Source organism: Streptomyces sp. DT224 (assembly GCF_049844595.1).
GTDB lineage: Bacteria > Actinomycetota > Actinomycetes > Streptomycetales > Streptomycetaceae > Streptomyces.
Window position 1 is genome coordinate 487,686 of sequence record NZ_JBNCLI010000003.1, and the last position, 25,591, is coordinate 513,276.

Annotated in this window: 20 protein-coding genes, 1 tRNA gene and 1 pseudogene; 14 read left to right on the top strand and 8 right to left on the bottom strand. The window is 73.7% G+C overall.

What is annotated here, in order from left to right:
• The first annotated feature begins 401 nt into the window (after window positions 1-401).
• The 3 genes and pseudogenes from aspT (at window position 402) to ACLQ2N_RS09470 (ending at window position 4,508) form a co-directional block, all read left to right on the top strand.
• A complete protein-coding gene (gene aspT, locus ACLQ2N_RS09460) occupies window positions 402-2,081 on the top strand; it encodes an aspartate-alanine antiporter (protein WP_425810987.1) in 1,680 nt (559 codons plus the stop codon).
• A pseudogene (locus tag ACLQ2N_RS09465) lies at window positions 2,078-2,791 on the top strand (aspartate-alanine antiporter); the annotation flags it as partial. The gene aspT and the pseudogene ACLQ2N_RS09465, both read left to right, overlap by 4 nt.
• A 52-nt stretch (window positions 2,792-2,843) precedes the next feature.
• Window positions 2,844-4,508 (top strand): bifunctional aspartate transaminase/aspartate 4-decarboxylase, encoded by a 1,665-nt coding sequence (locus ACLQ2N_RS09470; protein WP_425810989.1) that lies wholly within the window; start codon window positions 2,844-2,846, stop codon window positions 4,506-4,508.
• 15 nt (window positions 4,509-4,523) lie between these two features.
• Here the strand turns inward: ACLQ2N_RS09470 and ACLQ2N_RS09475 are convergent, their stop codons facing one another.
• Entirely contained in the window at window positions 4,524-5,219 is a 696-nt protein-coding gene (locus tag ACLQ2N_RS09475) for a FadR/GntR family transcriptional regulator (protein WP_425811332.1), read from the bottom strand.
• A 175-nt stretch (window positions 5,220-5,394) separates the two neighbouring features.
• On the opposite strand from ACLQ2N_RS09475, the gene ACLQ2N_RS09480 reads away from it, so the two are divergent.
• Entirely contained in the window at window positions 5,395-7,191 is a 1,797-nt protein-coding gene (locus tag ACLQ2N_RS09480) for a 2-isopropylmalate synthase (RefSeq protein ID WP_425811333.1), read from the top strand.
• A 195-nt stretch (window positions 7,192-7,386) separates the two neighbouring features.
• On the opposite strand, the gene ACLQ2N_RS09485 is transcribed toward ACLQ2N_RS09480, so the two are convergent.
• The 3 genes from ACLQ2N_RS09485 to ACLQ2N_RS09495 form a co-directional block, all read right to left on the bottom strand.
• Window positions 7,387-8,862, bottom strand: coding sequence for a cellulose binding domain-containing protein (locus tag ACLQ2N_RS09485; protein ID WP_425810991.1), 1,476 nt, complete (start codon window positions 8,860-8,862; stop codon window positions 7,387-7,389).
• A 129-nt stretch (window positions 8,863-8,991) separates the two neighbouring features.
• A complete protein-coding gene (locus ACLQ2N_RS09490; RefSeq protein WP_425810993.1) occupies window positions 8,992-10,392 on the bottom strand; it encodes an ATP-binding protein in 1,401 nt (466 codons plus the stop codon).
• The gene (locus ACLQ2N_RS09495) at window positions 10,389-11,093 is read right to left on the bottom strand and encodes a response regulator transcription factor (RefSeq protein WP_425810995.1); all 705 of its coding nucleotides are present in this window, start codon (window positions 11,091-11,093) and stop codon (window positions 10,389-10,391) included. The genes ACLQ2N_RS09490 and ACLQ2N_RS09495 overlap by 4 nt, the downstream gene beginning before the upstream one ends.
• A gap of 68 nt (window positions 11,094-11,161) precedes the next feature.
• Here ACLQ2N_RS09495 and ACLQ2N_RS09500 point away from each other — a divergent pair, with 68 nt between their 5' ends.
• Window positions 11,162-11,701: a hypothetical protein gene (locus ACLQ2N_RS09500; RefSeq protein ID WP_425810997.1), complete on the top strand. Its 540-nt coding sequence runs from the start codon at window positions 11,162-11,164 to the stop codon at window positions 11,699-11,701.
• 34 nt (window positions 11,702-11,735) lie between these two features.
• On the opposite strand, the gene ACLQ2N_RS09505 is transcribed toward ACLQ2N_RS09500, so the two are convergent.
• The gene (locus ACLQ2N_RS09505; protein ID WP_425811335.1) at window positions 11,736-12,566 is read right to left on the bottom strand and encodes a spermidine synthase; all 831 of its coding nucleotides are present in this window, start codon (window positions 12,564-12,566) and stop codon (window positions 11,736-11,738) included.
• A 150-nt stretch (window positions 12,567-12,716) separates the two neighbouring features.
• Window positions 12,717-13,106, bottom strand: coding sequence for a hypothetical protein (locus tag ACLQ2N_RS09510; RefSeq protein ID WP_425811337.1), 390 nt, complete (start codon window positions 13,104-13,106; stop codon window positions 12,717-12,719).
• Between the two features lie 251 nt (window positions 13,107-13,357).
• Here ACLQ2N_RS09510 and ACLQ2N_RS09515 point away from each other — a divergent pair, with 251 nt between their 5' ends.
• Window positions 13,358-14,713 carry a tetratricopeptide repeat protein gene (locus tag ACLQ2N_RS09515; protein ID WP_425810999.1) on the top strand — a complete coding sequence of 452 codons (1,356 nt, stop codon included), beginning with the start codon at window positions 13,358-13,360 and terminating at the stop codon, window positions 14,711-14,713.
• 87 nt (window positions 14,714-14,800) lie between these two features.
• Here the strand turns inward: ACLQ2N_RS09515 and ACLQ2N_RS09520 are convergent, their stop codons facing one another.
• Window positions 14,801-15,397 (bottom strand): histidine phosphatase family protein, encoded by a 597-nt coding sequence (locus ACLQ2N_RS09520; RefSeq protein WP_425811001.1) that lies wholly within the window; start codon window positions 15,395-15,397, stop codon window positions 14,801-14,803.
• 270 nt (window positions 15,398-15,667) lie between these two features.
• On the opposite strand from ACLQ2N_RS09520, the gene ACLQ2N_RS09525 reads away from it, so the two are divergent.
• From ACLQ2N_RS09525 to ACLQ2N_RS09555, 7 genes are all read left to right on the top strand, one after another.
• A complete protein-coding gene (locus ACLQ2N_RS09525; RefSeq protein ID WP_425811339.1) occupies window positions 15,668-16,639 on the top strand; it encodes a phosphatase PAP2 family protein in 972 nt (323 codons plus the stop codon).
• Between the two features lies 1 nt (window position 16,640).
• Window positions 16,641-17,711, top strand: coding sequence for a hypothetical protein (locus tag ACLQ2N_RS09530; RefSeq protein WP_425811341.1), 1,071 nt, complete (start codon window positions 16,641-16,643; stop codon window positions 17,709-17,711).
• Window positions 17,702-19,321 carry a hypothetical protein gene (locus ACLQ2N_RS09535; protein ID WP_425811003.1) on the top strand — a complete coding sequence of 540 codons (1,620 nt, stop codon included), beginning with the start codon at window positions 17,702-17,704 and terminating at the stop codon, window positions 19,319-19,321. The genes ACLQ2N_RS09530 and ACLQ2N_RS09535 overlap by 10 nt, the downstream gene beginning before the upstream one ends.
• Window positions 19,318-20,652, top strand: coding sequence for an AAA domain-containing protein (locus tag ACLQ2N_RS09540; protein ID WP_425811005.1), 1,335 nt, complete (start codon window positions 19,318-19,320; stop codon window positions 20,650-20,652). Before ACLQ2N_RS09535 ends, ACLQ2N_RS09540 begins: the two co-directional genes overlap by 4 nt.
• Window positions 20,653-20,767: 115 nt before the next feature.
• On the top strand, window positions 20,768-21,109 hold the full coding sequence (locus ACLQ2N_RS09545) for a hypothetical protein (protein WP_425811007.1): 342 nt from the start codon (window positions 20,768-20,770) through the stop codon (window positions 21,107-21,109).
• Between the two features lie 125 nt (window positions 21,110-21,234).
• Window positions 21,235-21,927 (top strand): bifunctional DNA primase/polymerase, encoded by a 693-nt coding sequence (locus tag ACLQ2N_RS09550; RefSeq protein WP_425811009.1) that lies wholly within the window; start codon window positions 21,235-21,237, stop codon window positions 21,925-21,927.
• Window positions 21,918-21,991 (top strand) — tRNA-Lys (locus ACLQ2N_RS09555). Before ACLQ2N_RS09550 ends, ACLQ2N_RS09555 begins: the two co-directional genes overlap by 10 nt.
• Before the next feature lie 60 nt (window positions 21,992-22,051).
• Here the strand turns inward: ACLQ2N_RS09555 and ACLQ2N_RS09560 are convergent.
• Window positions 22,052-23,266, bottom strand: a complete 1,215-nt coding sequence (locus ACLQ2N_RS09560) for a M6 family metalloprotease domain-containing protein (RefSeq protein WP_425811011.1) — start codon at window positions 23,264-23,266, stop codon at window positions 22,052-22,054.
• A 477-nt stretch (window positions 23,267-23,743) separates the two neighbouring features.
• Between ACLQ2N_RS09560 and ACLQ2N_RS09565 the strand changes: the two genes are divergently transcribed.
• Window positions 23,744-25,591: a putative bifunctional diguanylate cyclase/phosphodiesterase gene (locus ACLQ2N_RS09565; RefSeq protein WP_425811013.1), complete on the top strand. Its 1,848-nt coding sequence runs from the start codon at window positions 23,744-23,746 to the stop codon at window positions 25,589-25,591.

Genomic DNA, 25,591 nt, shown 5'->3' on the forward strand with positions numbered 1-25,591 from the left:
ACGCACCTCCACGGACCCGGCGGTCCCGGAGAGGCCCGCCGGGAAGTGAACGGGGCGCGGCACGGAGGGGGCGCCGATGCGGACTCACGCGTTCTTTGCCCGAAGCCGGGGTCCGAATGGTGGCCGGAGGGCGGCCTCCGGCCCGGACCGCGCCGGAGGCGCCGGTGGGTGGCTCCCCGCGGGGTCGGTGACCCGCCCGGGGCGGCCCGCGCCGGACCGACCGGGAGCGGTGCTCCGCCCGGACGCGTCGGGGGGGGGCGCGGGTGGTGCGCATCGGGACGCGGGGCGGGGAAGTGGGGCGCCGAAGCCGCAGGAGCGGGCATGCCGAGTGTCCCGTGCGCTGTTAATTTGCGGCTTATGTACCCAATGACCACTCGCGCTCACCGGGGCGGTGAGGCCGGATGGGAGTCGTGCGCGACCACCCCGAACTAGCCCTCTTCCTCTGCCTCGCCCTCGGGTACTTCGTGGGCAAGCTGCGCGTCGGCCCGATCACGCTCGGCGGCATCTGCGGCACGCTGATCGTCTCGCTGCTGATCGGCACCCGGCACGTCACCGTGAACGACGACGTCAAGACGGTGTTCTTCGCGCTGTTCATCTTCTCGCTCGGCTACCTCGCCGGACCGCAGTTCTTCGCCAACCTGAACCGGCACAGCCTCCGCTTCCTCGTCCTCTGCCTGATCGAGCTGGTCTGTGTGCTCGGCATCGCCTTCGGGCTCGCCAAGGCCTTCGACCTCGATGTGGGGACCGCCTCGGGCATCCTGGCCGGCGCGGCGACGGAGTCCGCCGTGGTCGGTACGGCCACCGAGGCCATCGGCAAGCTCGACGGGCTGACGTCCTCCCAGATCACCCAGTACCAGGGACACGTCGCCACCGCGTACACCGTCTGCTATCTCTTCGGCCTGGTCACGATCGTGCTGTACACCAGCCAGATCATGCCGATGCTGTTGCGCATCAACCTCGCGGACGCCTCGCGCGAGCTGTGGGAGAAGATGCGCGGCGGCACCCGCGGGCTGGAGTCGGACGAACGCGAGGCACTGCCCGGCACGGTCGGCCGTACGTATCTGGTGACCCTGGCCGACGGGCTGAGGATCGGCGAGCTGAACGCCGTCCGGTCCGGCCGCGTCACCGTCGAGGGCGTCAAGCGGGGCAGCGTGCTCCTGGAACCGTCCCCCGAACTGAAGCTGACGCTGAGCGACCTGGTCCAGGTGGTCGGCCGACGCTCCCGGATCATCGAGGCCGGCCGCGAGATCGGCCCGGAGACACCCTCCGTGCCCGGTCTCGACGTCCCGCTGGCGACCCGGCAGGTCGCGGTGACCGAGAAGGCCACGGCGGGCTCCTCCATCGCCCGGTTGGAGCATGACCACCCCGAATTCCTCCGGGACGGCGTGTACGTCACCGACGTGCTGCGCAACGACCAGCACCTGCCCGCCTCCGCCGAGACCACCGTGCAGCGCGGTGACGTCCTGACCCTGGTCGGTGCGCGCTCCGGCCTGGACAAGCTGGTCGCGAGAATCGGCGCGGTCGTGAAGAACGACGCCACGGACTTCATCTACCTGGGTCTCGGCATCGTGGCGGGCTCGCTGCTGGGCCAGATCGTCGTGCGCTTCGGTGACATCCCGATGTCGCTCGGCACCGGCGGCGGCTGCCTGGTCTCGGGGCTGCTCTTCGGCTGGTTCCGCTCCCGGAAGCAGACCTTCGGAGCCTTTCCCCCGCAGGCCGCCAACACGCTCAAGGACCTGGGGCTCGCCGTCTTCATCGCCTGCACCGGTCTGACCGCGGGACCGCAGGCGTGGCCGCTGCTGAAGGAGTACGGCGCGCTGCTGCCCTTCGCGGGGATCGCCATGGTGCTCATCCCGGCGTCGATCTCGCTGATCGTCGGCCTGAAGCTGCTCCGCATCGAGAAGCCCATGCTGATCGGTGCCATCGCCGGCCAGCAGTGCTCGACCCCCGCGATCACCTCCATCACCCAGGTGGCGCAGAGCTCTGTACCGCTGCTCGGCTACACGATCACGTACGCGCTCTCGAACTTCCTGCTGCCCCTCACCGGGCCCATCCTGGTCGGCGTTCTGGGGGCCGGATGACCGACTTCCTGAACCGGAACATCTTCACGCCCCATCCCGAGCTGCTGGTGTTCCTGGTCGTCGCGCTGGGCTTCCTGCTCGGCAGGATCCGCTACAGGTCGATCGCGCTCGGCGCGGTGACCGGCTGCCTGATCGCCGGTCTGGTGCTGGGCGCCCGGCTCGGGGTGCAGATCAACGGCACGGTGAAGGACCTGTTCTTCATCATGTTCCTGTTCGCGCTGGGCTACCGCGTCGGTCCGCAGTTCTTCCGCGGGCTGCGCAAGGACGGGCTGCCGCAGGTCGTCAACGCGGTCGTGGTCTGTGTGAGCGGACTGCTGATCTCCTGGCTCTTCGCCGTGGTCCTCGGCTACGGTCCCGGCCTCGGCGCCGGCATGATGAGCGGGGCGCTCACCCAGTCGGCGGCCATCGGTGTGGCCCAGGACGCCATCGGAACCCTGCCCGGCCTCTCCTCCGCGCAGGTGAAGTCGGAGCAGAACCTCGTCGCGGTCGGTTACGCGGTCACCTATCCGCTCGGCACGATCCTGTGCGCGATGCTGCTGGCCAACGTGCTTCCCCGGCTCTACCGCCGGGACCTGGCGAAGGAGAGCGCTGAGCTCGCCGCCGAGCTCGACGCCCCGGACGAGGACCCGGACGCCGGCCGGGGCTACTACGAGACGGTGCTGCGCGCGTACCGCGTCGAACGTCCCGACCTCGCCGGCCGCAGCATCGCCGTGTGGGGCGCCGTCATCGTCCTCCTCAACCACTGACCAGCGGGAGCCAGCCATGCCCAAGGACACCCTCGGCCGCGCGCAGATCAAGGCGTACGCCCAGCTCAGCCCGTTCGAGCTGAAGGACAAGTTCATCAGCATCGCCCAGTCGGAACAGGGCGACAAGCCCGGCCAGAAGGGGAAGTCGACCCGCGTCATGCTGAACGCCGGCCGCGGCAACCCGAACTGGGTGGCGACCGGCCCCCGGGAGGCGTACCACGCGCTGGGCTACTTCGCGATCGAGGAGTCCCGGCGGGTCTGGACGGCCGACAACCTGGGCGGGATGCCGGAGGAGGCCGGCTGCGCCGAGCGCTTCGCGCGCTTCGCGCGTACGCATCCGGGGCTGCCCGGCGTCGAATTGCTGAAGGCGTGCGTCGACCTGGCGGTCAAACGGTTCGGCTTCGTGCCCGACGCCTTCGTCCACGAGTTGGCGGACTCCTCGATCGGCGACAACTACCCGGTCCCCGGGCGCATCCTGCCGCACGTCGAGCAGATCGTGCGCGGGTACATGTCCGACGAGATGTTCGACCACCGGCCGCCGGAGGGGCAGCACCTCAGCCTGTTCGCGACCGAGGGCGGCACCGCCGCGATGTGCTACATCTTCGACTCCCTGCTGAAGAACGGCATCCTGCGCAAGGGCGACCGGATCGCCCTCATGGTGCCGGTGTTCACCCCGTACCTGGAGATCCCCGAGCTGGACACGTACGGCTTCGATGTCGTGCACGTCGAGGCGAACCTGTTCACCGAGACCGGGGTGCGGCAGTGGCGCTACCCGCCGGAGGAGGTCGCCAAGCTGGCCGACCCCTCGGTCCGGATGGTCTGCTGCGTCAACCCCAGCAACCCGCCCTCGCTCGCCCTCTCCACGCGCGTCGCGGAGCAGATCGCACAGATCGTGGCCGAGCGGAACCCGAATCTGATCATCGTGACGGACGACGTCTACGGGACCTTCGTCGAGGGCTTCCGCTCGCTCGCCGCCGAACTGCCGCGCAACTCCCTGCTGGTGTACTCCTACTCCAAGCACTACGGCGCCACCGGCTGGCGGCTCGGTGTCATCGGGCTGCACGACGACAACGTCATCGACGACATGCTCGCCGCCCGGAGCGCCGAGGAGAAGGCGCGGCTGGACAGGCGGTACCGGTCGCTCACCCTCGAACCGGAGCGGATGCGGTTCATCGACCGGCTGGTCGCGGACTCCCGGCAGGTGGCGCTCAACCACACGGCCGGCCTCTCGCTGCCGCAGCAGGTGATGATGACCCTGTTCTCGTTGTTCGACATGCTCGACGAGGGTCAGGAGTACAAGGCCCGCATCCGCGGCATCGTGCGGCAGCGCCTCGAACTGCTGCTTGAGGGCGCGCACATGAAGATCTCCGAGGACCCGAAGCGGGCCGCGTACTACATCGAGCTGGACCTGCTGGCGGAGGCGCAACGCACGCTGGGCAAGGAGTTCGCCGACTACCTGGAGGCGAACTACGAGCCTGTGGACCCGCTGTTCCGGCTGGCCGGGCAAACCTCCGTGGTGCTGCTGAACGGTGGGGGCTTCGAGGGCCCGCAGTGGTCGGTCCGAGTCTCCCTGGCCAACCTGGACGACCTGGACTATCTGAAGATCGGGCACCATCTGCGGGTCATCTTCGACGAGTACGCGCAGGAGTGGCGGGATTCCTCGGGGGCGGCCACCGCGTGAGGGCGAGCGCCCCGGTCACGCCCCGCGCAACCGGGACAGCGTCGCTTCCAACTCCTCCTGGGCCGCGCGCGCCGCCGCCTCCGGGTCGCCCGCGACGATGGCCGTGACCAGGGCGTGGTGGCCCGTGTGGCCGTGCCGGGGGTCCTGGCGGCGCAGGCCCAGGAGGTCCACGAGGTCGATGAGGCCCTGGCGGAGGGCCGGGACGAACTCGGCGAACAGGTCGGTGAGGACCGGGTTGTGCGCGGCGGCCACGACCGCCCGGTGCACCGCGATGTCCGCGTCCACGAAGTCCGCGTCGTCGACGCCCGCGCCCGCCTCCAGCCGGGCGGTGAGCGCCGCGTCGAGGGCGGTCAGGTCCTCGTCGGTGCGGCGGCGGGCGGCGAGGCGGGCGGCCTGGACCTCGATGAGCATGCGGACCTCGTAGACGTCGGTGACCGACGCCCTGCGCAGCCGTACCGGCCAGTCCTCCGTGACGTGGTCGGCGACGACGAAGACACCGGCGCCCTGCCGGGACTGGAGGAGGCCGAGCGTCGCGAGCGTACGGACCGCCTCGCGGACCGTGGAGCGGCCCACTCCCAGCTCGCGGGCGAGGGTGGTCTCGCCCGGGAGCTTCGTGCCGACCGGCCAGTGCCCCCCGGTGATCTGCGCGCGCAGATGGCTGGTCGCCTGTTCTACGAGAGGGCTGGGGCGGAGGGGGCCGAGCGGGGACACGTCGTTCACCTGTCAGGTTGTCTGAGGGGTTGCGTTTTGGTTACTGTACCGCCCATGACGTACCGCGGTCTCCTCCTTCTCGGCTGCCGCGGCGGGGCCTGAAGCGATCGGCACCCCGCCGCGGGGTGCCGTGCTGGGCCGGTCGCATCCGGCGATGCGAGAAGAGACACCGTTCATGCCCGAGTCCATGTCCGCGGCCACGTCCGACGCCCGGTCCCCGATGCACAGCTTCCCCACCATCTGCACGCCGCGCGGCCCGGTCCCCCAGGCGGCGCCCCACTGGAACCGGCAACGCTCCAGCTCCATGCCGTCGCACCGCTACCGCTCCGCGTACGACCGGGTCGCGGTCCCGCTGACCGGGCGGAGCTGGCCGCAGGCCCGTATCGAGCGCGCCCCGCTGTGGGTCCCGGTCGACCTGCGGGACGGCAACCAGGCGCTGGCGGAACCGATGGACACCCCGCGCAAGCGGCGGATGTTCGACCTGCTGGTCGCGATGGGGTTCAAGGAGATCGAGGTCGGCTACCCGTCCGCGAGCCGCACCGACTTCGACTTCGTACGCCACCTGGCGACCAGCGGGGCCGTCCCGGACGATGTCACCGTGGTCGTCTTCACCCCCGCCAGGGCCGACCTGATCGACCGCACCTTCGAGTCCGTGGCCGGCCTGGCCCGTGTCGTCGTCCACCTCTACATCGCGACCGCCCCCGTCTGGCGCGAGGTGGTCCTGGGCCGCGACCGGGCCGAGGTGCACGGCGTGGTGCTGGACGCGGCCCGGCAGATGGACCGGCTGGCCCGGGCCAGGCCCGGCGCGGACATCCGGTTCCAGTTCTCGCCCGAGGTCTTCAACCTGACCGAGCCCGACTACGTCCTGGAGATCTGCGACAGCCTCACCGAATTGTGGGACGCCTCGCCGGACCGGCCGGTCGTCCACAACCTGCCGGCCACCGTGGAGATCGCCACGCCCAACGTGTACGCGGACCAGATCGAGTACATGCACCGCCACCTGGCCCGGCGCGACGCGGTGATCCTCTCCGTGCACCCGCACAACGACCGGGGCACGGGCGTGGCCTGCGCGGAGCTGGCGGTGCTGGCGGGCGCCCAGCGGGTGGAGGGCTGCCTGTTCGGCAACGGGGAGCGCACCGGCAACGTCGACCTGGTCAACCTGGCGCTGAACCTGCACGCCCAGGGCGTCGACCCGATGATCGACTTCTCGGACGTCGACGAGATCCGCCGCACGGTCGAGCACTGCAACCGGCTGCCGGTGCCGCCGCGCCATCCGTACGGCGGGGACCTGGTGTACACCGCGTTCTCGGGCACCCACCAGGACGCCATCAGCAAGGGCTTCGCCCGCCGCGCGGACAGCGTCTCGGAGCTGTGGGAGGTGCCGTACCTGCCGATCGACCCGGCCGATGTGGGGCGTACGTACGAGGCCGTCATCCGGGTCAACTCGCAGTCGGGCAAGGGCGGCATCGCCCATCTGCTGCGCACCGGCCACGGTGTGGACCTGCCGGCCGGGATGCGGGCGGAGTTCTCCCGTACCGTCCAGGAGGCGACCGACGACAGCGGTGCGGAGGCCACCGGGAAGGACCTGTGGAACCTGTTCGAGGCGGCGTACCTGGTGCCCGGGCGGGACGGCGGGGTCGCCCTCACCTCCTGGTCGGCGCAGACCGGCCCGGCCGGTGAGCACCGCTTCGTCTGCACCCTGCGCGTGGACGACCGGGTGGGCGACTACGAGGGGACGGGCACCGGCCCGGTCACCGCGTTCGCGGACGCGCTGGCGGCGGCCGGGGTGGCGGCGGACGTCCTGGAGCTGGTGGAGCAGGAGCCCTCGGGGCCGGCCGGGACCCGGACGGCCACGGCGTACGCGCGCTGCCGGGCGGGCGGCGAGGAGCGCTGGGGCGCGGGGCGGGACGCCTCGGGCGTGGCCGCGTCCGTGGCGGCGGTGCTGTCGGCGGTGAACCGGGCGCGGGGGTAGCGGCTCCGGTAACTGGGGTGCGTCCCCGGCCTGGAGGAAAAGGGGTGCGCCCCGGCCGGGAGGAAGGGGGGTGCTCTTCCCGGCCGGGGGCAGTGGGGCGCACACCCCGGCCGGGGGTGGGGGAAGGGGGCCGGGCCGGGGTGCGCGGGGGAAGGGATGGTCCTGCGTGCGGTCCTCGCAGGCACCCGCGTGGTCCTACTGGTAGGCGCCGAACGCCTTGGTGAAGGCGAGCGGTTCCTGTGCGATCGAGCTGCACGAGGCGTCGGCGGTGGGCTTGGCGCCGCCCGCGCACTCCTTGTCCCGGGTGCCCGACCACATCGCGAGCCGGGCGAGGCCCTTCTCCTTGGCGAAGGCCACCAGCTGGGTGGCGTCCTCGACCTCGAAGACCTCGGTGCTGACGTCGTTCACCCCGATCATCGGGGTGACGGCGACGGCCTTCCACGCCTCGGCGTCGGAGAGCCCGAGCACGCCCTTGATCTGGGCCTGGGTGGCGCTGGCCGCCTGGACGGCGTACGTGCCCATGTCGCCGCTGTAGGAGGCGCCGTAGTCCATCGCCATGATGTTGACGGCTCCGACGTCCACGCCGCTCTTCTTCGCGTCGGCGAGCAGGTCGACGCCGGGCTGGGTCAGGCCCTCGGGCATCACCGGCAGCGTGAAGGAGACGTCCAGGCCGGGGTGCGCCTTCTGGAGCTGCGCAATGGCCTGCGAGCGGCGGGTGTTGGCGGCGGTGTCGGGGAGCGCGCCGCCCTCGATGTCGAAGTCGACCTTGGTCAGCTTGTACGTGTCGACGACCTTGCCGTACGCGGCGGCGAGGTCGGCGGCCGAGGAGCAGCGCAGGGCCAGTTCGGAACCGGCGGCCCCGCCGAAGGAGACCCGGACGTCGCCGCCGGCCGCGCGCAGGGCGCCGATCTGGGAGGCGACGTGGTCGTCACCGAGGCCGGTGACCCCGCCCCAGAGCGGTGCGCAGCTGCCGCCGGAGGTGATGAAGGCGAGGTTGAACTGCTTGACGCCGGTCTTGTTCGCGGTGCCGACCAGGTCGTACGCGGGGTAGAGCGAGGTGTCCACGTACGGGGCGAAGCGGGCGCCGGTCGCGGTGGAGCCGCCGTCGTCGGTCTTCGTGGGGGTGGGTGCCGGCGTGGGGGTCGCCGTCGCGGTGGGCTTCTCGGTGGGGGTGGCCGTGGGGGACGGGGGCGCGGGCTCGGTGGGCCGGCCGCTGGGCTCGGGGGTGGCGCCGGTGTCGACAGAGCACTTCGAGCCGTCGATGAGGCAGCCGGTGGGGTCGGCTGCCGTGCCGTCGGACGCCGCGACGAAGCCGACGGTGACGGACTGCCCGGCGGCCAGCCGCTTGTTCCAGCCGGCGGGGCGGACGGTGACGTGGTTCCCGCTGACGGTGTGGTCGCCGTTCCACAGCGAGCTGAGCTTCGTGCCCGCCGGGAGGTCGAATTCCAGTGTCCAGCCGGTCTTGGCCGAGCCGGTGTCGTTGGTGACGACGTACTGGCCGGTGTAGCCACCGGTCCAGCCGCTGGTACGGGTGTACGCGGCGCCGACCGACGACGCCTGTGCCGTGCCGTTGAGGGCGAACACCGTCCCGCCGATCACCGCGGCCGCGACGACCGAGCCGATCACCTTGGTCCTGGTGCCCATCGTGCGCCGGTGCGTACTGGTGCCCATCGCGTGCCTGCCTCGTCGTACGGAAGTGGGGGATGCGGGAGCACGCTAGCGGCTGCGGAACGGGCGAATGGGGCGATCCGGGCGGGGGCCGAGGTTCTTAGGACTGCCTTAAGGAGCGCATCGGCCGCGCTAAAGGTTGGCGCGGCGCGCGGCGCGCGGGCGCCGCTGCCGGCCCACCCGGTGGCCCCGCCCGCCGCCCCGCGGGCGCTGTCCGTCGAGCCCGATCCAGACCCGGACCTCCGTACCGCCCAGCACCGAGCGGCCGATGCGCACGTCGCCGCCGGTGGACTCGGCGACCCGCCGCACGATGTCGAGCCCGAGTCCGGTCGAGCCCACCGCGTCCCGGGCCCCGCCGCGCGCCAGGGCCGCTTCGGGGTCGGCGATCCCGCCGCCCGCGTCCGAGACCAGCACGATCACCGCGTCACCGCTGTGGTGCACGTCGACCGCGAAGGCGGTGCCCTCCGGGGTGTGCCGGAAGACGTTGCCGAGCAACGCGTCGAGCGCGGCCGCCAGTTCGGGCCGGGCGACCGGGATGCGTACGGTGCGGTCCACTCCGGCGAGGCGCACCTCGCGGCCCTCGTCCTCGGCCAGGGCGGACCAGAAGGCCATCCGCTCGCGGATCACTTCGGAGGCGTCGCAGCCGGCGACGGGCCCGGCCGGCTGGGTGTGGGGGCGCTGCTCGCGGGCGGTCCGGATGATCGTGTCCACCTCGCGCTCCAGCTGTTCGACGGCCGCCCGGGTCTGCTCGGCCGCGGGGCCCTCGCCGAGCGAGGCGGTGTTCAGCCGGAGGACGGTGAGCGGGGTGCGCAGCCGGTGCGAGAGGTCGGCGGCCCGTTCGCGTTCGTTGGCGAGGAGCTGGACGACCTGGTCGGCCATGGAGTTGAACGCGACGGCGGCGGAGCGCAGTTCGTCGGGGCCCTCCTCGGGGACGCGGGTGCCCAGCCGCCCCTCCCCCAGGTCGTGGGCGGCGCCCGCGAGGCGTCGCGCCGGCTCGACCATGCGGATGCCGAGGCGGTCGGCCACGGCGACCGAGCCGACGATCAGCGCGACGCCGACGCCCGCCAGCATCAGCCAGGCGGTGGTGACGCCATGGGACACCGCGGCCTCGGGGACGAAGACCTCGACCACCGCGATGTCCCTGGGCCCCACCGCGGTCGGCTGGAGCAGCGCGGAGCCGCCGGTGACCCCGATGATCGTGGCGCGGCCCGAGAGGCGTACGGTCTCCAGCTCCTCGGGGGTGGCGCGGCCCCTGCCGATGTCGGCCGCGACGCCGTCGGGTTCGCCGGAGGCCGGGATGTGGACGGCCATCCGGCCGGCGGCGCCCGGTTCGGTGGTGAGGACGGCCTTCTCCAGCTGGGTCCGGTCCGTGGTGATGGACAGCGTGGGGCCGATCGTCGCGGCCTGCCGTTCGGCGTCGGAGAACGCGCGGTCGCGGGCCATCTCCTTGACGACGAGCCCCAGGGGCACGGCGAAGGCGATGACGACCATGGCGGTGACGGCCAGGCAGACCTTGACCAGCGCCCATCTCATGCCGGCCGCTCCGGTGCCGGGGGCTGGAGCTTCACGCCGACTCCGCGCAGGGTGTGCAGGTAGCGCGGCCGGGCCGCGGTCTCGCCCAGCTTGCGGCGCAGCCAGGAGAGGTGGACGTCGATGGTCTGGTCGTCGCCGTAGGACTGCTGCCAGACCTCGGCGAGGAGTTCCCGGCGGGGGACGACGACGCCGGGGCGCCCGGCCAGGAAGGCCAGCAGGTCGAACTCGCGGCGGGTGAGGTCGAGCGCGGTGCCGTCGAGTTCGGCCTGCCGGCGCAGCGGGTCGACGCAGAGCCCGCCGACCTGGATGACGCGCGGGGGCGGCGCCTCGCCCCCGGCGGCCCGGGCCCGGCGGAGCACGGCGGCCATCCGGGCCGACAGGTGCTCCACGGAGAAGGGTTTGGTGAGGTAGTCGTCGGCGCCGTCGTTGAGGAGCCGGACGATCTCGCTCTCGTCGTCCCGGGCGGTCGCGATGATGACGGGCACGTCGGTGATGCCGCGCAGCATCTTCAGGGCCTCGGAGCCGTCGAGATCGGGCAGCCCGAGATCGAGAATGACCACGTCGAACCGGAAGTGCGCGACTTCGCGCAGCGCTTCGAGCGCGGTGCCGACGCTCCGTACGGTGTGACCGGCCTCCGTCAGGTGCCGGATGAGGGCGGAACGTACGAACTGGTCGTCCTCGACCACGAGCACACTGGGCATGGGCGGCACCGTACGCCATCCGATCTGCCCGGGTGTCATGTCCACCTGGTTCGTGGTGCAGGATGTTGATGATGCAACGAGGTCTGGTACACGCGCTGGCGTGGTCGCTCGCCACCGGCGCGGCGGTCACGGTCTCCTGGTGGGGCGTCCACGCCGTGCTCGCGGGCACGGTGTACGACCCGCCGCGCGCGGTGCCGGTCGCGGCGCCGACCGCGGAGAGCCTGACCTCCTCGACGCACCGCCCCGCCCCCTCGGCCTCGCCGTCCCCCACGCCCCGGACCACCGCCCCGAAGCCGCCCGCGCCCCCCTCCCGCAAGCCGTCCCCGTCGCACACCCCGGCTCCCAACACCCCGCGTCCGGCGTCGGGGACGACCGCCGCGGCCGGGAAGGCGCGGAGTTACGCGACCGACGGCGGCCGGGTCGTCCTCGAGATCGGGACCGCCTCCGCGGAGCTGGTGTCGGCGACGCCGGAACCGGGCTGGTCGATGCGGGTGTGGTCCAACACGACGTGGATCCGGGTCGACTTCACCCGGGACGACGGCACGACGGTCTCCGTCTTCTGCACCTGGCACGACCACGCGCCCCAGGTGGACATCGTCGGCTCGTAGCGCGTACGGGAAAGAAGTCGCCGTACGCGGAGACTCACCTGAACGCGTCCGGGGGCGGCGGCGGTGACGGGCGGGCCTCCGCGTCGCGCACCGGGGCCGCGCCGCCGGTGAAGTCCGCGAGCGTGCGCCCGTGTTCGACGCGCCCGGGGTGCGGGTCCGTCGCCACGCGACGGGTCAGTTGGGCGAGCTCCGGCGCCGTGTCGGAGGCGAGCAGGACGGCGTTGCCGAAACGGCGGCCCCGCCAGACCGTGGGGTCGGCGGCGAGCGCGAGTGCGGGGAAGACCGTGGCGGCGGTGGCGATCTGGGCGCGCAGGTGGGCCAGCGGCGGCCCGTCCGCGAGGTTGGCGACGTAACTCCCGCCGGGCTTCAGGACCCTGCGCACCTCGGCGAGGAACTCGGTGGTGGTCAGGTGCGCCGGGGTGCGGGCGCCGCTGAAGACGTCCGCGATGACGAGGTCGGCCCAGCCGTCCTGGATCTTCCCGAGCCCGGCGCGGGCGTCGGTGGACCTGACCCGGATCCTGGCCTGCGGGTCCAGCGGCAGTTCGCGGCGGACCAGCTGCACGAGCGCCGCGTCGACCTCGATGACCTGCTGGGTGGACCGGGGCCGGGTGGCGGCGATGTACCGGGCGAGCGTGAAGGCCCCGCCGCCCAGGTGCACCACGTGCAGCGGCTGCCCGGCGGGGGCGACGAGGTCCGCGATGTGGCCGATGCGGCGCTGGTACTCGAAGGAGAGGTACGTGGGGTCGTCCAGGTCGACGTGCGACTGCGGCGCCCCGTCGATCGTCAGCGTCCAGGCACGCCGGCGCTCCCGGTCGGGCACGAGTTCGGCGAGTCCGCCGTCCACGGGCTCGGAGACGTTGCCCACGGGGGCCCCGCGACCCGCGCGCCCCTTGCGGTCGGCCGCTCCTCGACGTGCCACTGCTTCTCGCCCCTGCCCACTGCTCACCGTGTCCGGGACGGGCCGATCCGCGCAGCCCGCCGTCCGGCCATTATCGGTGCGACGGCGGCGGCCGGCTCAGCGGCAGTTGTCGGCCGCCTCGATCAGCCGGGCCGCCTGGTCGAGCGCGACGCGCAGCACGGCCGGGTCGGTGACCGGGGTGTCCGCGGCGGGCGGCAGCAGCCAGCCGCTGCCGGAGACCGGCGGCTCGGCGGGGATGCGCAGCCCCCGGCCGTCGGTCCGCGTACAGGCGCTGCCCGGTACGTCCCAGCCCTGCGCGGTGCCCGGCGGCACCAGGAACCCGAGGGTGTCGCAGGCGCCGTCGTGGATGACCGGTCCCACGACGTCCGGCGCCGCACCCCGGCGCAGGATGTCCACGGCCTCCAGGCCCTGCCGGGCGGGCACGGTCACCAGATCACAGGGTTCACCGGCGGCCGCCGTACCGCCGTCCGCCAGGTCGGTGTGCAACAAGGGACCTCTCCTCTCATCGCCGGGGCCGGAGCCGCGCTCCGTACTCCCTCTCCGTGAGGACCAACGCGCCGACCGCGTCAAGGGCTACGGTGCGACACCGCCGCAAAGGGTGGCAGTTCATGGCGGATCGCGGCCGGGATGCCCGTTTCATCCGGAAACAGTGTGTGTGCGCCCCGTCACGGACGGTACGTTCTTGCTCCGCCGGGACACCGGAAACAGCGCCCGGCTCGCACCGAGAGGGCCATGCCATGGTGTCGACACGGGCAGTTCCCAACCTCGCCTTCCGGCGGCTGCGCGGCCCGCGCTCCGCCGGGGAGTTCGCTGCCGCGGTACGCAGGTCCGCTCGCGAGATCGGCGAGCAGGTCGCGTGCGACGCCCGGTACATCGGACGCGTGGAGTCCGGCGAGATCCGCTGTCCCAACTACGCGTACGAGCGGGTCTTCCTGCACATGTTCCCCGGGACGACCCTGGAGGACCTCGGCTTCTCGCCCCGCGCTTCCGTACGCGGGCGGGCGGCCAGGCCCGCCGCGGACGTCCCGCCCCCGACTGCCCCGCCGCCGGAGCCCGGCGGCGACGACGAGGAGAGCGACGTGCTGCGTCGCGTGTTCATGACGAGCGGCACCACCGCGGTGGCGGCCGTCTCCCTGGGGCTGGGCCTCGGCGGCCCGGCCGCCGCCCTGCCCCTGCAACGCCGGGTCGGCGACACGGAGGTGAGCGCCGTCGAGCGGGCGGTGCGGCAGATCCGGGTGCTGGACGACCGCCACGGCGGCGACTGGCTCTACCGGCGCGCCTCGCAGCCCCTGCGGACGGCGTACGCGCTGCTCGACGCGGGCACCGTGAGCCGGCGCTCCACGGCGGACCGGCTGCACTCCGGCGCCGGTGAGCTGGCCATCTCCGTGGGCTGGCTGGCCCATGACTCGGGCCGCTTCGAGGACGCCCGTTCGCATTACGCGGAGGCGCTGGCCACCGCGCGGGTCGCCGGTGACCCGGCGCTGGAGGCGCACGCGTTCTGCAACGTGTCGTTCCTCGCCCGCGACACGGGGCGGCCGCGTGAGGCGGTGCGGGCTGCGGAGGCCGGGCAGCGGGCCGCCGAGCCGCTGGGCTCGCCCCGGCTGCGGGCGCTGCTGGCGCTGCGGGAGGCGGGGGGCCGGGCGGGGCTCGGGGACCGCACGGGCTGCGAGCGGGCGCTCGGCCGGGCGCACTCCGCGTTCTCCCGGGGGGCGTCGGAGGCGGACCCGGAGTGGATGAGCTTCTTCCGCGAGGCGGAGCTGGAGATGCTGGAGGCCCAGTGCTGGGCCGCGCTCGGCGACTGGTCCCGGGCCGCGGGCCACGCGGAGCGGGCGGTGCGGCTCCAGGACCCCCGCTTCACCCGCAACCTCGCGCTGTACCGCGCCGAGCTCACCTGGGACCTGGCCCGCGGGGGCCGCCCCGAGGAGGCGGCGTCGGCCGGCCACGCGGTCCTGGACCTCCTGGAGGACGTCCGGTCGTCGCGCATCCGGGCGATACTGGCCGACACGGTGGGGGCCCTGGGGCCCCGCTCCGAAGCGCCTGCGGAGGTCCGGGACTTCCTGGACCGTTACGCGCCCAGCGCGTCCGGCGTATGAGGGCGGAGCCGCTCAGCCCGGCCGACCCAGAGCCCGTCCGGCGTCTGACGGGCTGAAATCCGCGCCCCGCACCCCGCAGGGGGCGGCTCACCGCTCAAGGTGCCCCGTGTCGTTCCACTTCTGGATCGCCGGGGCGCCGTACGCCCAGCCCAGGACGGACAGCGACGTCGGGGCCAGCCAGATGCGCGCGCCGAAGGAGATGTCCTCGCCCAGCCACCGCGCGCCGAGCGCCCGCAGGATGTGGCCGTGGGCGAAGACCAGGACGTCCCGGTCGGCGGACCGCGCCCACTCCACGATCTCGTCGGCCCGGGCGGCCACCTCGGCGGTGCTCTCGCCCTCCGGCACCCCGTCACGCCAGATGAACCAGTCCGGACGGCCCGCCTTGATCTCGGCCGGCGTCATCCCCTCGTACGCCCCGTAGTCCCACTCCATCAGCGCGTCCCACGGCTCGGCGCGGTCGCCGAAGCCCGCGAGCTCGCAGGTCTCGGCGGCCCGGACGAGCGGGCTGGTGCGCACCTCCAGGCCGCGCAGGTCCGTCCACGGCGCCCGGTGCAGCCGCTCGCCGAGCAGCTTGGCCCCCTCGCGTCCGGCGTCGAGCAGCGGAATGTCCGTCCTGCCGGTGTGCCTGCCGTTGAGGGACCATTCCGTCTGCCCGTGCCGGGCGAGCAGGATGCGCGGTGCCATAAGAGGGTTCTCCCTGAAAATGCTGGGACCGCAGAGCCGTGCCCACGCGAAGGCGTGGGACCCGGAACGCGGAATCCGAGACCTTGTCCCCATCATCCCGTACGTGCCGTCGAGGCAACCGGGAGGGCCGCGGCGGCGTCCCACTGAGCGCAGAGGAAACAGAGCACCTGGGGGGCGCCGACCGCACCCCCGGGGGAATCGCGCCCGACGCGCACCGTACGGTTGAACGCCCGCAGTCGGCCGCATGAAAACGTGATGGAGAAGTTCCGGATGCCGCACGCCACCACCGCGCCCGCTCCGCGCCACCGGCCCCGCTGGTGGACCGAGCTGCCGCTCCTGGCCCTGGTGTACGCGGCGTACTCCGGCGGCCGCCTCCTCGTACGCGGTGACGTGTCCACGGCCGTCGACCACGGCCTGAGCATCCTGCGCCTGGAGAAGGCGCTGTACCTGAACGCGGAGCACCCGCTCAACCGCCTCTTCACGGCCCACGCCTCCATAGGCGTGCCTTCGGACTTCGCGTACGCCTCCCTGCACTACGTGGTCACCCCGGCCGTCCTGATCTGGATGTTCCGGCGCCACTCGGCCGCGTACCGCCGGGCCCGCACCTGGCTGATGACCTCCACGATGCTCGGCCTGATCGGTTTCACGCTGATGCCGACGTGCCCGCCGCGGCTGCTGGACGCGAAGCACGGGTTCGTGGACACGATGGCGCAGTACAGCTCGTACGGCTGGTGGGGTACGGAGGCGAGCGCGCCGCGCGGCATGGGCGGGATGACCAACCAGTACGCGGCGATGCCCAGCCTGCACGTCGGCTGGGCGCTGTGGTGCGGCATCCTGCTGTGGCGGCACGCCAAGCACCCGGCGCTGCGCGCCGCGGGCGTCGCGTACCCGCTGGTCACCACGTTCGTCGTGATGGGCACCGCCAACCACTACCTGCTCGACGCGGTCGCCGGCTGCGCCGTGATGGGCGTCGGGGCGCTGCTGGCCCGGCCCGTGATGCGCCTCGCCGACCGGGTCAGGGCGGCGGTCCTGCCCCGCTTCTCGCGGGCTTCCGCGGCGACGGGGTCCCCGGATGTCAGTGCCGGGTGCGAGACTTCGGCGGGTGAGCGAATCCCCGGCCAGCGGACCTCCTCCGCAGAACCATCCGACGCGGCAGCAGCGGCCGGCCCGCCTGCCCGGGCCGACGGCGCCGACCTGGCCGGACGGTCCCCCGACGGGGACCCTGCGGCAGCGACTCGCTGAGCTGAGAGGCCCGGCGGTCGCCCCGCGCCCGCTGGACGCCCGCGCGCTCGCGGCCCTCGCCGCCAACCCGGGCTGCAAGCGCCGCGCCCTGCTCGACGGGGCCGGGGTCGACAAGGGCGCGCTCGCCTCCGCGCTGGGCTCACCGGCCCCGTTCGGCCAGTCCCAGTTCGCCTTCATGCGGGGCAACGCCTTCGAGGCCCGGGTCAAGGCCGACGGCGGCACGGAGCTGATGCGCCTGCTCCACGAGCGGCTCGGCGGCTCCGGTGAACCGCCGCGCGAGGTCGCGACGCCCGATCTGGCCGCCGCCGGGCCCGAGGGCCGCGCGGCCAGGACCGCGCTCGCGCTGCGGGAGGCGACGGCGGCGGGCGGCTGGGCGCTGCTCGGCCATCCGATGCTGGCCCTGGAGGTGGCGGGCTCCCCCGCCTATCTGGAGCCGGACGCGGTCGTGGTGCACCCGGACGGCACCTGGACCGTGGTCGAGATCAAGTCGTTCCCCATGATCGACGGCTCGGCGGACGCCGCGAAGGTGGGCGCGGCGGCCCGCCAGTCCGCGGTGTACGTGCTGGCGCTCGAACGGGTCGCGGAGGTCACGGACGGGTCCCGGGTGGGGCACCGGGTGCTGCTGGTGTGCCCGAAGGACTTCTCGAACCTGCCGGCCGCCTCCGTCGTGGACGTACGCAAGCAGCGCGCCGTCACCCGCCGCCAGCTGACCCGGCTCACCCGCGTCGAGGAGATCGCGGCGGCCCTCCCCGAGGGCGCCTCCTTCGACCCGGAGCGCTCCCCCGAGGACCTGGAGTCGGCGGTCGAGTCGGTCGCCGCGGCCTACGCGCCGGAGTGCCTGTCCGCCTGCGAGCTGGCGTTCCACTGCCGGGCCCGGGCGCGCGCGGAGGGGGCCGTGGAGGCGCTGGGGCGCGGGGTGCGGTCCGAACTGGGCGGCCTGACGACGGTCGCCGGGGTGCTGGCGGCGGCCGCGGGCAAGGAGGGCGATCCGGCCGATCCGGCGGTCGCCGCCCTGCGCCGCGCGGCGGCCCTGCGCGCCGAGGCACTGGAGGGGCAAGCCGTATGTCGCTGATCACCACGCTGGCCCGGCTGGAGGCCGTGGAGAGCGGCCGGGCGCGGCCGACGGCCACCGTGCGCCACCGCCGGCTGGCCGGCCGGCCGCTCGTGCTGGTGCCGCTGACCACGGCGGGCGAGGCGGGCGCCCCGCTCGGCGCGCTCGTCGGCACGGACCGGGAGGCGCCCCGGCTGCTGGCCGTCGCCCAGCCGCGCGACCGGGACCTGCGGTTCGCGTTCCTCGCCGAGCTGGCCGAGTCGGTCCTGCCGCACATCGAGGCGTACGCGGACGTCGTCGAGCCCGCCGAGCGCAACGAGACGGATCCGGCGACCGGGAAGCGGGTCAAGGTCGAGACGGAGCTGTGCGTGGACGCGGCGCAGATCGTCGTCCCGAGCCGGGCGGGCATCGAGTTCGTCCGGCTGCTCGGCCGCTCCATGCGCTTCCGGCGGACCGCCGAGGACGACCCGGACACGCCGTATCCGGCGCCCGCCCGGGTCCCGCTGCTCGGCCGCTGGCTGACGCACTACGGGGAGCGGGCCCGGGTCCCCGGCTCGTCCCTGCTGCTGGCCTGCACCGATCTCCTGAACCGGCACTGGGCGACCGGCCAGTCGAGCCTGGAGGACCAGCATCTGGGGGCCCTGCTCGCCTGGATCGACCCGCCCGCCGGCGAGTCCGGTGCGGAGGCGGCACTCCGGGCCGAGCTGGCCCGGGACGCGGCGGGGCAGCTGCTGTGCCCGCCGGCCGGCCCGGCGACCGACCCGGACTTCGACAACCGGCTGCTGGCCCCGGCGATCGAGAAGTACGACCGGGCGCGCGCCTCGTTCGCGGCGGCCGAGGACGGGCTCGCGGCCGATGCCCGGCTGGCCGAGCTGTCCGGGGCCGAGCGCGAGATCCGGGCACTGCTCGCCGGGGTGCTGCTGCCGACCTGGGACGCGGTGTGGCGGGGCCTGGACCTGCTGCGGGAGCTGCCCGAGGGATCCAGGACCGAGGACCGCTGGACCCGGGACCGCTGGTCGTTCACCGCCCACCGCGACCGGGTGCGCTCCGGGGAGCCGCCCCAGCCGCGCCGGGACGACGCGGTCACGGCCGCCCGCAAGCTGGCCGCCCGGGAGACGGCGCAGGCGCAGCTGGAGGCCCAGGAGGCGCTGGACGATCCGCTCGTCCTGGCGGGCCGGCGGCTCGCCGGGGAGGCGTTCATCGGTGAGGTGAGCGCGGTGGAGATGGCGTACAGCGAGTCGAAGCGGCCCTCGCCGCGCCCGCTGGTCACGGTCCGCACCGAGGAGCGGCCGCAGCTGGGCGCGGGGGTGAAGGTCTACCGCTCGCTGGACGGCAAGCCGCAGACCGCCGAGTTCGTGGCGTACGGCCCGGCGGCCGACGAGGACGGCGAGGGCGGCGCGCTCTCGCTGGTGCTGCGGATCACGGACCGGATGGGGCGCGGCAGGGAGCCGGCCCCGGGGTCGGTCCCGGAGCCGGGCGACCGGATCGCCTGGACCTTGTTCGAGCACGACCAGCGCGGCGGGCCGCAGCTGCCGGACGCGGAGGAGACGCCGTGGACCCACGGCGGTCCGCCGGGCGGCCTCGAAGCGGCCGAGCTGCCTGATCCCGTGACCCCGGAGGACCTCCTGTGACGGCCGTATTCGACCCGGGCGCGGCGGCGGGCCTGGCCACCGCGAGGATCCTGGACGACACGCTGAACGGCACGGCCCGGGGGGTCGTCGTGGACTCCCCGCCGGGTGCCGGCAAGTCGACGCTGGTGGTGCGCGCGGCGCTGGAGCTGGCCGCGGCGGGCCGTCCGCTGATGGTGGTCGCCCAGACGAACGCCCAGGTGGACGACCTGGTGGTGCGGCTCGCGGAGAAGGACCCCGGGCTGCCGGTGGGCCGGCTGCACAGCAGCGACTCCGATCCGTACGACAAGGTGCTCGACGGCCTGGCGCATGTGCGCACGTCGGCGAAGGCGGCGGATCTGGCCGGGCTCGACGTGGTCATCTCGACGGCGGCGAAGTGGGCCCACGTGAAGAACGTGGAGCCCTGGGGGCACGCGATCGTGGACGAGGCGTACCAGATGCGCTCGGACGCGCTGCTCGCCGTGGCCGGGCTCTTCGAGCGGGCGCTGTTCGTGGGCGACCCGGGCCAGCTGGACCCGTTCTCGATCGTCGGCGCCGACCAGTGGGCGGGGCTGAGCTACGACCCCTCGGCCAGCGCGGTGAGCACGCTGCTCGCGCACAATCCGGAGCTGCCGCAGCACCGGCTTCCGGTCTCCTGGCGGCTCCCGGCGTCGGCGGCGCCCCTGGTGTCGGACGCGTTCTACCCGTACACCCCGTTCCGCAGCGGCACGGACCACGGGGACCGGCGGCTGTCCTTCGGGGTGGCGTCGGACGGGTCGGCGGCGGACCGGGTGCTGGACGAGGCGGCGGAGTCGGGCTGGGGGCTGCTCGAACTGCCGGCCCGGCACACCCCGCGCACCGACCCGGAGGCGGTGCGGGCGGTCGCCCTGGTGGTGCGGCGGCTGCTGGACCGGGGCGGCGCGGCCACCAGCGAGCGGGCGCCGGACCCGGCCCCGGTGACGGCGGACCGGGTGGCGGTCGGCACGGCCCACCGCGACCAGGCGGCGGCGGTGCGCGCGGCGCTCGCGGAGCTGGGCGTGACGGGGGTCGCGGTGGACACGGCGAACCGGCTCCAGGGCCGCGAGTTCGACGTGACGGTGGTGCTGCACCCGCTGTCGGGACGGCCGGACGCCACCGCGTTCCACCTGGAGACGGGCCGCCTGTGCGTCCTGGCGTCCCGGCACCGGCACGCGTGTGTCGTGGTCTGCCGGGAGGGCGTCGCGGACCTGCTGGACGAGCATCCGTCGACGGAGCCGGTGCAGCTGGGCGTCACGGTGAAGTTCCCGGACGGCTGGGAGGCGAACCACGCGGTGCTGGCGCATCTGGCGGAACACCGGGTGCGCTGGAGTTGTTGAGTGCGCCGGGGGCGGGGCCGGGCAGGCGCACGCCCCGGTGTCAGGACGTAGGCGCCCTTGCGACCGACTGGACAATGAAGGGTGGCCGTCCGTGCCGCCCCAGGAGGAAGACCACATGGCACAACCCGAGCAAGGCGAGCAGCGGCGGCTGCGCCCCGCACCCCTGCTCTTCGAGCCGGCGGCGGCCCTCGCGGACCCGGAGCACTTCTTCGACCTGGAGTCGATGGACGATCCGAAGGAGCTGCTGGGCCGGGCGACGGAGCTGGCGCTGGCGTTCCGTGCCGCGACCGACCGCGCGGTGGAGTTCCAGGCGATAGCGGCGGCCCAGCTGGCCGACCCGCGCCGGTTCGACCGGCTCACGACCGCGGACATCGCGCGGCGCGCGGAGTGGACCGAGGACTACGCGAAGAAGATGGTCGAGTTCGGCCGCACCCTGCTGAACACCCCGCAGCCGTAGGTACGGGCCCCCGGGTACCACCACCGGCATATGCCCGGGCGAACCATACTCCCCGCGCTGTTGCCCTGTCCCGGTTTCCGGCAACTCTCGGAATCCGGTCGATCACTGCGGGTAGACCTGTGCACATGACCGCATGGCTGCCCGACGAAACGACCCTGCACCACGGCGACGGACCCTGCCTCCGCGCCGACGAGGCCGACCTCTTCTCCGCGCTGCGCGAGCCCGCGCGGAACCAGACGGCCCAGATCACGGCGGCCGGTGCCGCGTGGCTGGCCGGGGCGACGGCGTACCCGCGCAGCGCCCTGGCCCAGTGGGAGTCGCGCCCGACGGCGCCCGGGGTCCTGCCGTGCGGCACGGCGTTCGACGTGGTGAACGTACCCACGCTGTTCGGGCGCCGGATGCTGGAACACCTGTGGGCGGACGGCCCGGGCTCCGGTCCGGTCGCCTCGCACCGGGGCCGGATGCTGCTCTTCGCGTCCCCGGGCACCGCCCAGCGGCTGCCGTCACTGCTCGACTGGGAGGAGTGGGGCGGCGGCCCGCAGAGCCGGAACGGCGGCGGTACGAAGGTGCCCCCGCTGCTCTGCCACGGCACCGGGGACGCGGTGACGGTCCCGCCTCTGACCTGCGGCGAGACGTACACGGGGCCCCGCTGGCTGGTGGCCCCGGACACCCGGACCCCGTGGCTTCCAGGGCCGGACGTGCTGCTGTGGGCGTGCGTCCGGGTGGCCCGTTCGGCGCCCGCCCCGACGCCCCGGATTTCGATTTTTCCTCTCACCGATCCGAGTGCTAAGGTCTACGACGTCAGCAGGCGCCGCTAGCTCAGTTGGTTAGAGCAGCTGACTCTTAATCAGCGGGTCCGGGGTTCGAGTCCCTGGCGGCGCACCGACGGAAGAAGCCCCTCGCGGAAGCGGGGGGCTTCTTCGTCGTCCGGTGCCGGCCCGGTCAGGACCCGGTGGTGATGCGGACCGTGTACGCGCCCGAGGGCGTGCGGTCGGCGACCTCGACCGTGGCGTGCGCGTCGGGCACGGAGTACGTCTCGCCGACGCGCAGCGGCGCGTCCGCGAGCGGCGGGTAGACCGAGCGTTCCCAGCAGGCGTCGCTGTCCGGATGCGTGTCGAGCACCTCGACCGGGCCACCGCCGGACGGGGTCTCGTTGCGCACCCGGTAGAGCAGGACGCCCTCGGCGCAGGTCGAGAGGTCGTTGCCGGTGGAGCCGCGCGCCTCGACGGCCACCGCGCTGCCCTCGCCGGTCCTGATCACGGCGAGCCGGGTGCCGAGCGAGGCGCCGGGCACGGGCACGTCGGCCATCGGTTCGAGGGTGACGACGCGGTCGCTCTGGACGCAGACCACCTGCCGGTCGTCCAGCCAGCCCAGCTTCCATTTGTGCCAGCCGAAGAGGTCCGGCGCCAGGCCGAACTGGCTGCCCATGACATCCCAGTCACCGACGTGGGTGTCCCAGTCGCCCTTGCCGTCGGCGGGCCGGTGGTAGAGGTCGGGGAGGTCGAAGACGTGTCCGGTCTCGTGAGCCAGCACGTTGTGGTCCGGCGGGTGCTGCTCGAAGACGGTGACGACGCGCCTGATGTCCGTACCGTCGGCGTGCAGCGGCCGGTCGAAGTTGACGACCTTGGTGGCGTCCGAGTCGACACCGGGGGCGTCCGGGTCCGCGACGAGGTAGACGATGTCGTATCGCGAGAAGTCGATCCGCTCGTCGGCCACGCGGATCGCGTCGCGCAGATAGGCGCTGCGCCGGTCGCTGGCCCAGTCGCGCTGTATGCCGTACCAGGTCGAGGGCTTCGGCATCCGGATCCACTCCCGCTGCGGGTGCGGGCGCAGCGTGAACTTCCCGTACGAGGCGCGCCGGAAGAACTGCGTGGTGGCGGGGAAGTAGTCCGAGGCGAGTTCGGCGGGGGTGGTGGCCGGCTCGGCGTCCGGGAACGAGAGGAAGACCATCACCGCGTCCAGGGCGTGGTCGGGGCGCGGGTAGGCGCCGTTCCAGCGGTCGACGCCGAGGGAGTGGTGCGCGGGCGTCCGGGGCAGCGCGCAGGGGGTGGCGTCCCCGGTGGCGGCGGCAGCGGGCCCGGCGACGAGGGAGGTGGCGGCGAGCGCCAGCAGCGAGACCAGCCCGGCGGCCAGCCCGCGCGGACTCGGCCTTTCCACCCCTGAGGGCCCGGGCTGACGCGGCACATCTACCTCCGGTACGGGGGAGCGGACACCTGGGGCCTGTCCGGCGGACCATGACCGGGGCCGCGACGCCTAGCAGGGGCGCGGACCCAGGAACCCTTCCGTCCACCTTGTGCGGTTATGGCCGTTTCGTCACGTTGGACTCCCCCAGTCGTGTCGGCCGCTCCCCCACCCGCACCCTTCACGGAAAGTCACAATCGATCACCGGTGCAGGGCAAGTGAGCAGAGGTGCGCAGAAACAATCAGTCAGGGACAAACCGGATCGATGTCCGTGTGGGCCGTGCGAGTCGCGAACGGGGTGCCCGAGGGCCGGGGCGCTGGATCGGGCCCGGGCCCGCCCTCTATGCTTCACCTCGCTTTCCTGCGCGGTTTCCGCCTCTGACGACGGCACTCCACGCGGCGGGCCAGTCCGGTCAGAGGTGTCCGGGACAGAACTGCAGGGCGGAGCGAACGGTGAGCGCAACCCCCGGAGGGCCGGACCCCGAGGCGCCCTCCGCACAGCGACCCGGCATCACGCTGAGTCACGGAGCGTGCCCGCCCGCCGCGCCCGGCACCGAGGCGCACGACTACCGGGCCGCGTTCCGCGCCGCGACCCTGCCGATGGCCGTGGTCGACCACGAGGGCCTGATCGTCACCGCCAACGAGGCGCTCGGCGCGCTCGCGGGCACCGGGGCGGCGGCGCTCACCGCGCAGTCGGCGGCCGACCTGGTCGACCTCCCGGCGGACGCCCGCGCCTGGCACGCGTACCGCGAGGTGCTGCACGGCCGGCGCTCCCGCTTCCGCTGCACCCGCCGCCTCAAGCACCCCGACGGGCGCTCGCTGTGGGCCGAGATCACCGTCGTTCCGCTGCCCGACGCCCGGCCGGCACGCCGCGACGGCGCGCCCGGTCAGGTGCTGCTCTCCGTCGCGGACGTCAGCGACCGGCGCGAGCTCCAGAAACGGCTGCGCCACCTCCAGATGCACGACCCGGTGACCCGGCTGCCCAACCGGGCGCTGTTCTTCGAGCGGCTGTCGGCGGCCCTGCGCACCCCGCCGCACGAGGACGGCGCCGGTTCCCGCGTCGGGCTCTGCTACCTGGACCTGGACGGGTTCAAGGCGGTCAACGACACCCTGGGGCACCGCATCGGCGACCGGCTGCTCGCGGCCGTCGCCGCCCGGCTCACCGACTGCGCCGAGCAGGAAGGGGCCTATCCGGCCGGCGCCCCGCTGGTGGCCCGGCTCGGCGGCGACGAGTTCGCGGTCCTGGTCGAGGAGTCCACCGGCACCGAGCAGCTCACCGGCCTCGCGCGCACGGTGCTGGGCGCCCTCCAGCAGCCGTTCGACCTGGGCGGGCAGCGGCTCTCCGTGTCGGCGTCGATCGGCGTGGTGGAGCGGCCCGTCGCGGGCACGTCCGCCACCGGGCTCATGCAGGCCGCCGACACCACGCTGTACTGGGCGAAGGCGGACGGCAAGGCCCGCTGGACCCTGTTCGACCCGGAGCGCAACGCCCACCGGATGACCCGGCAGGCGCTCTCGTCCACGCTCCGCCCGGCCGTGGAGCGCGGCGAGTTCACCATCGAGTACCAGCCGCTGGTCGGCCTGGCCGACGGGGTGGTGCGCGGGGTCGAGGCGCTGGTGCGCTGGAACCACCCGCAGTTCGGCATGCTCTCGCCGAATCGGTTCGTCGCGATCGCCGAGGAGGACGGCTCGATCGTGCAGCTCGGCCGCTGGGTGCTGCGCTCGGCCTGCCGGCAGGCCCGGCGCTGGCAGCTGGACCATCCGGCGCGGCCGCCGCTGTTCATCAGCGTCAACGTCGCGGTCCGCCAGGTCTGGGACTCCGACCTGGTCACCGATGTCGCCGAGATCCTGGCGGAGACCGGACTCGACCCGGCGCTGCTCCAGCTGGAGCTGACCGAGTCCGCGGTGATGGGCTCGGCGGGCCGCCCGCTGCGGGCCCTCCAGGCGCTCAGCGACATGGGCGTGCGCATCGCCATCGACGACTTCGGCACCGGCTACTCGAACCTCGCCTACCTGAGCCGCCTCCCGGTGTCCGTGCTCAAGCTGGACGGCGCGTTCGTGCGCGGTTTCCGCTACGAGGACGGCACGCATCCCAGCCCCGCCGACGAGACGATCGTCGAGGCGATGGTGGAGCTGGCGCACCGGCTGGGCCTGTCCGTCACCGCGGAGTGCGTGGAGACCGCCGGCCAGGCCGAGCGGCTGCGCCGGATCGGCTGCGACACCGGACAGGGCTGGCTCTACTCGCGCGCGGTGGCCCCGGAGCGCATCGCCGAACTGATCGGAACCCGCGCCCCGGGGGTGTAG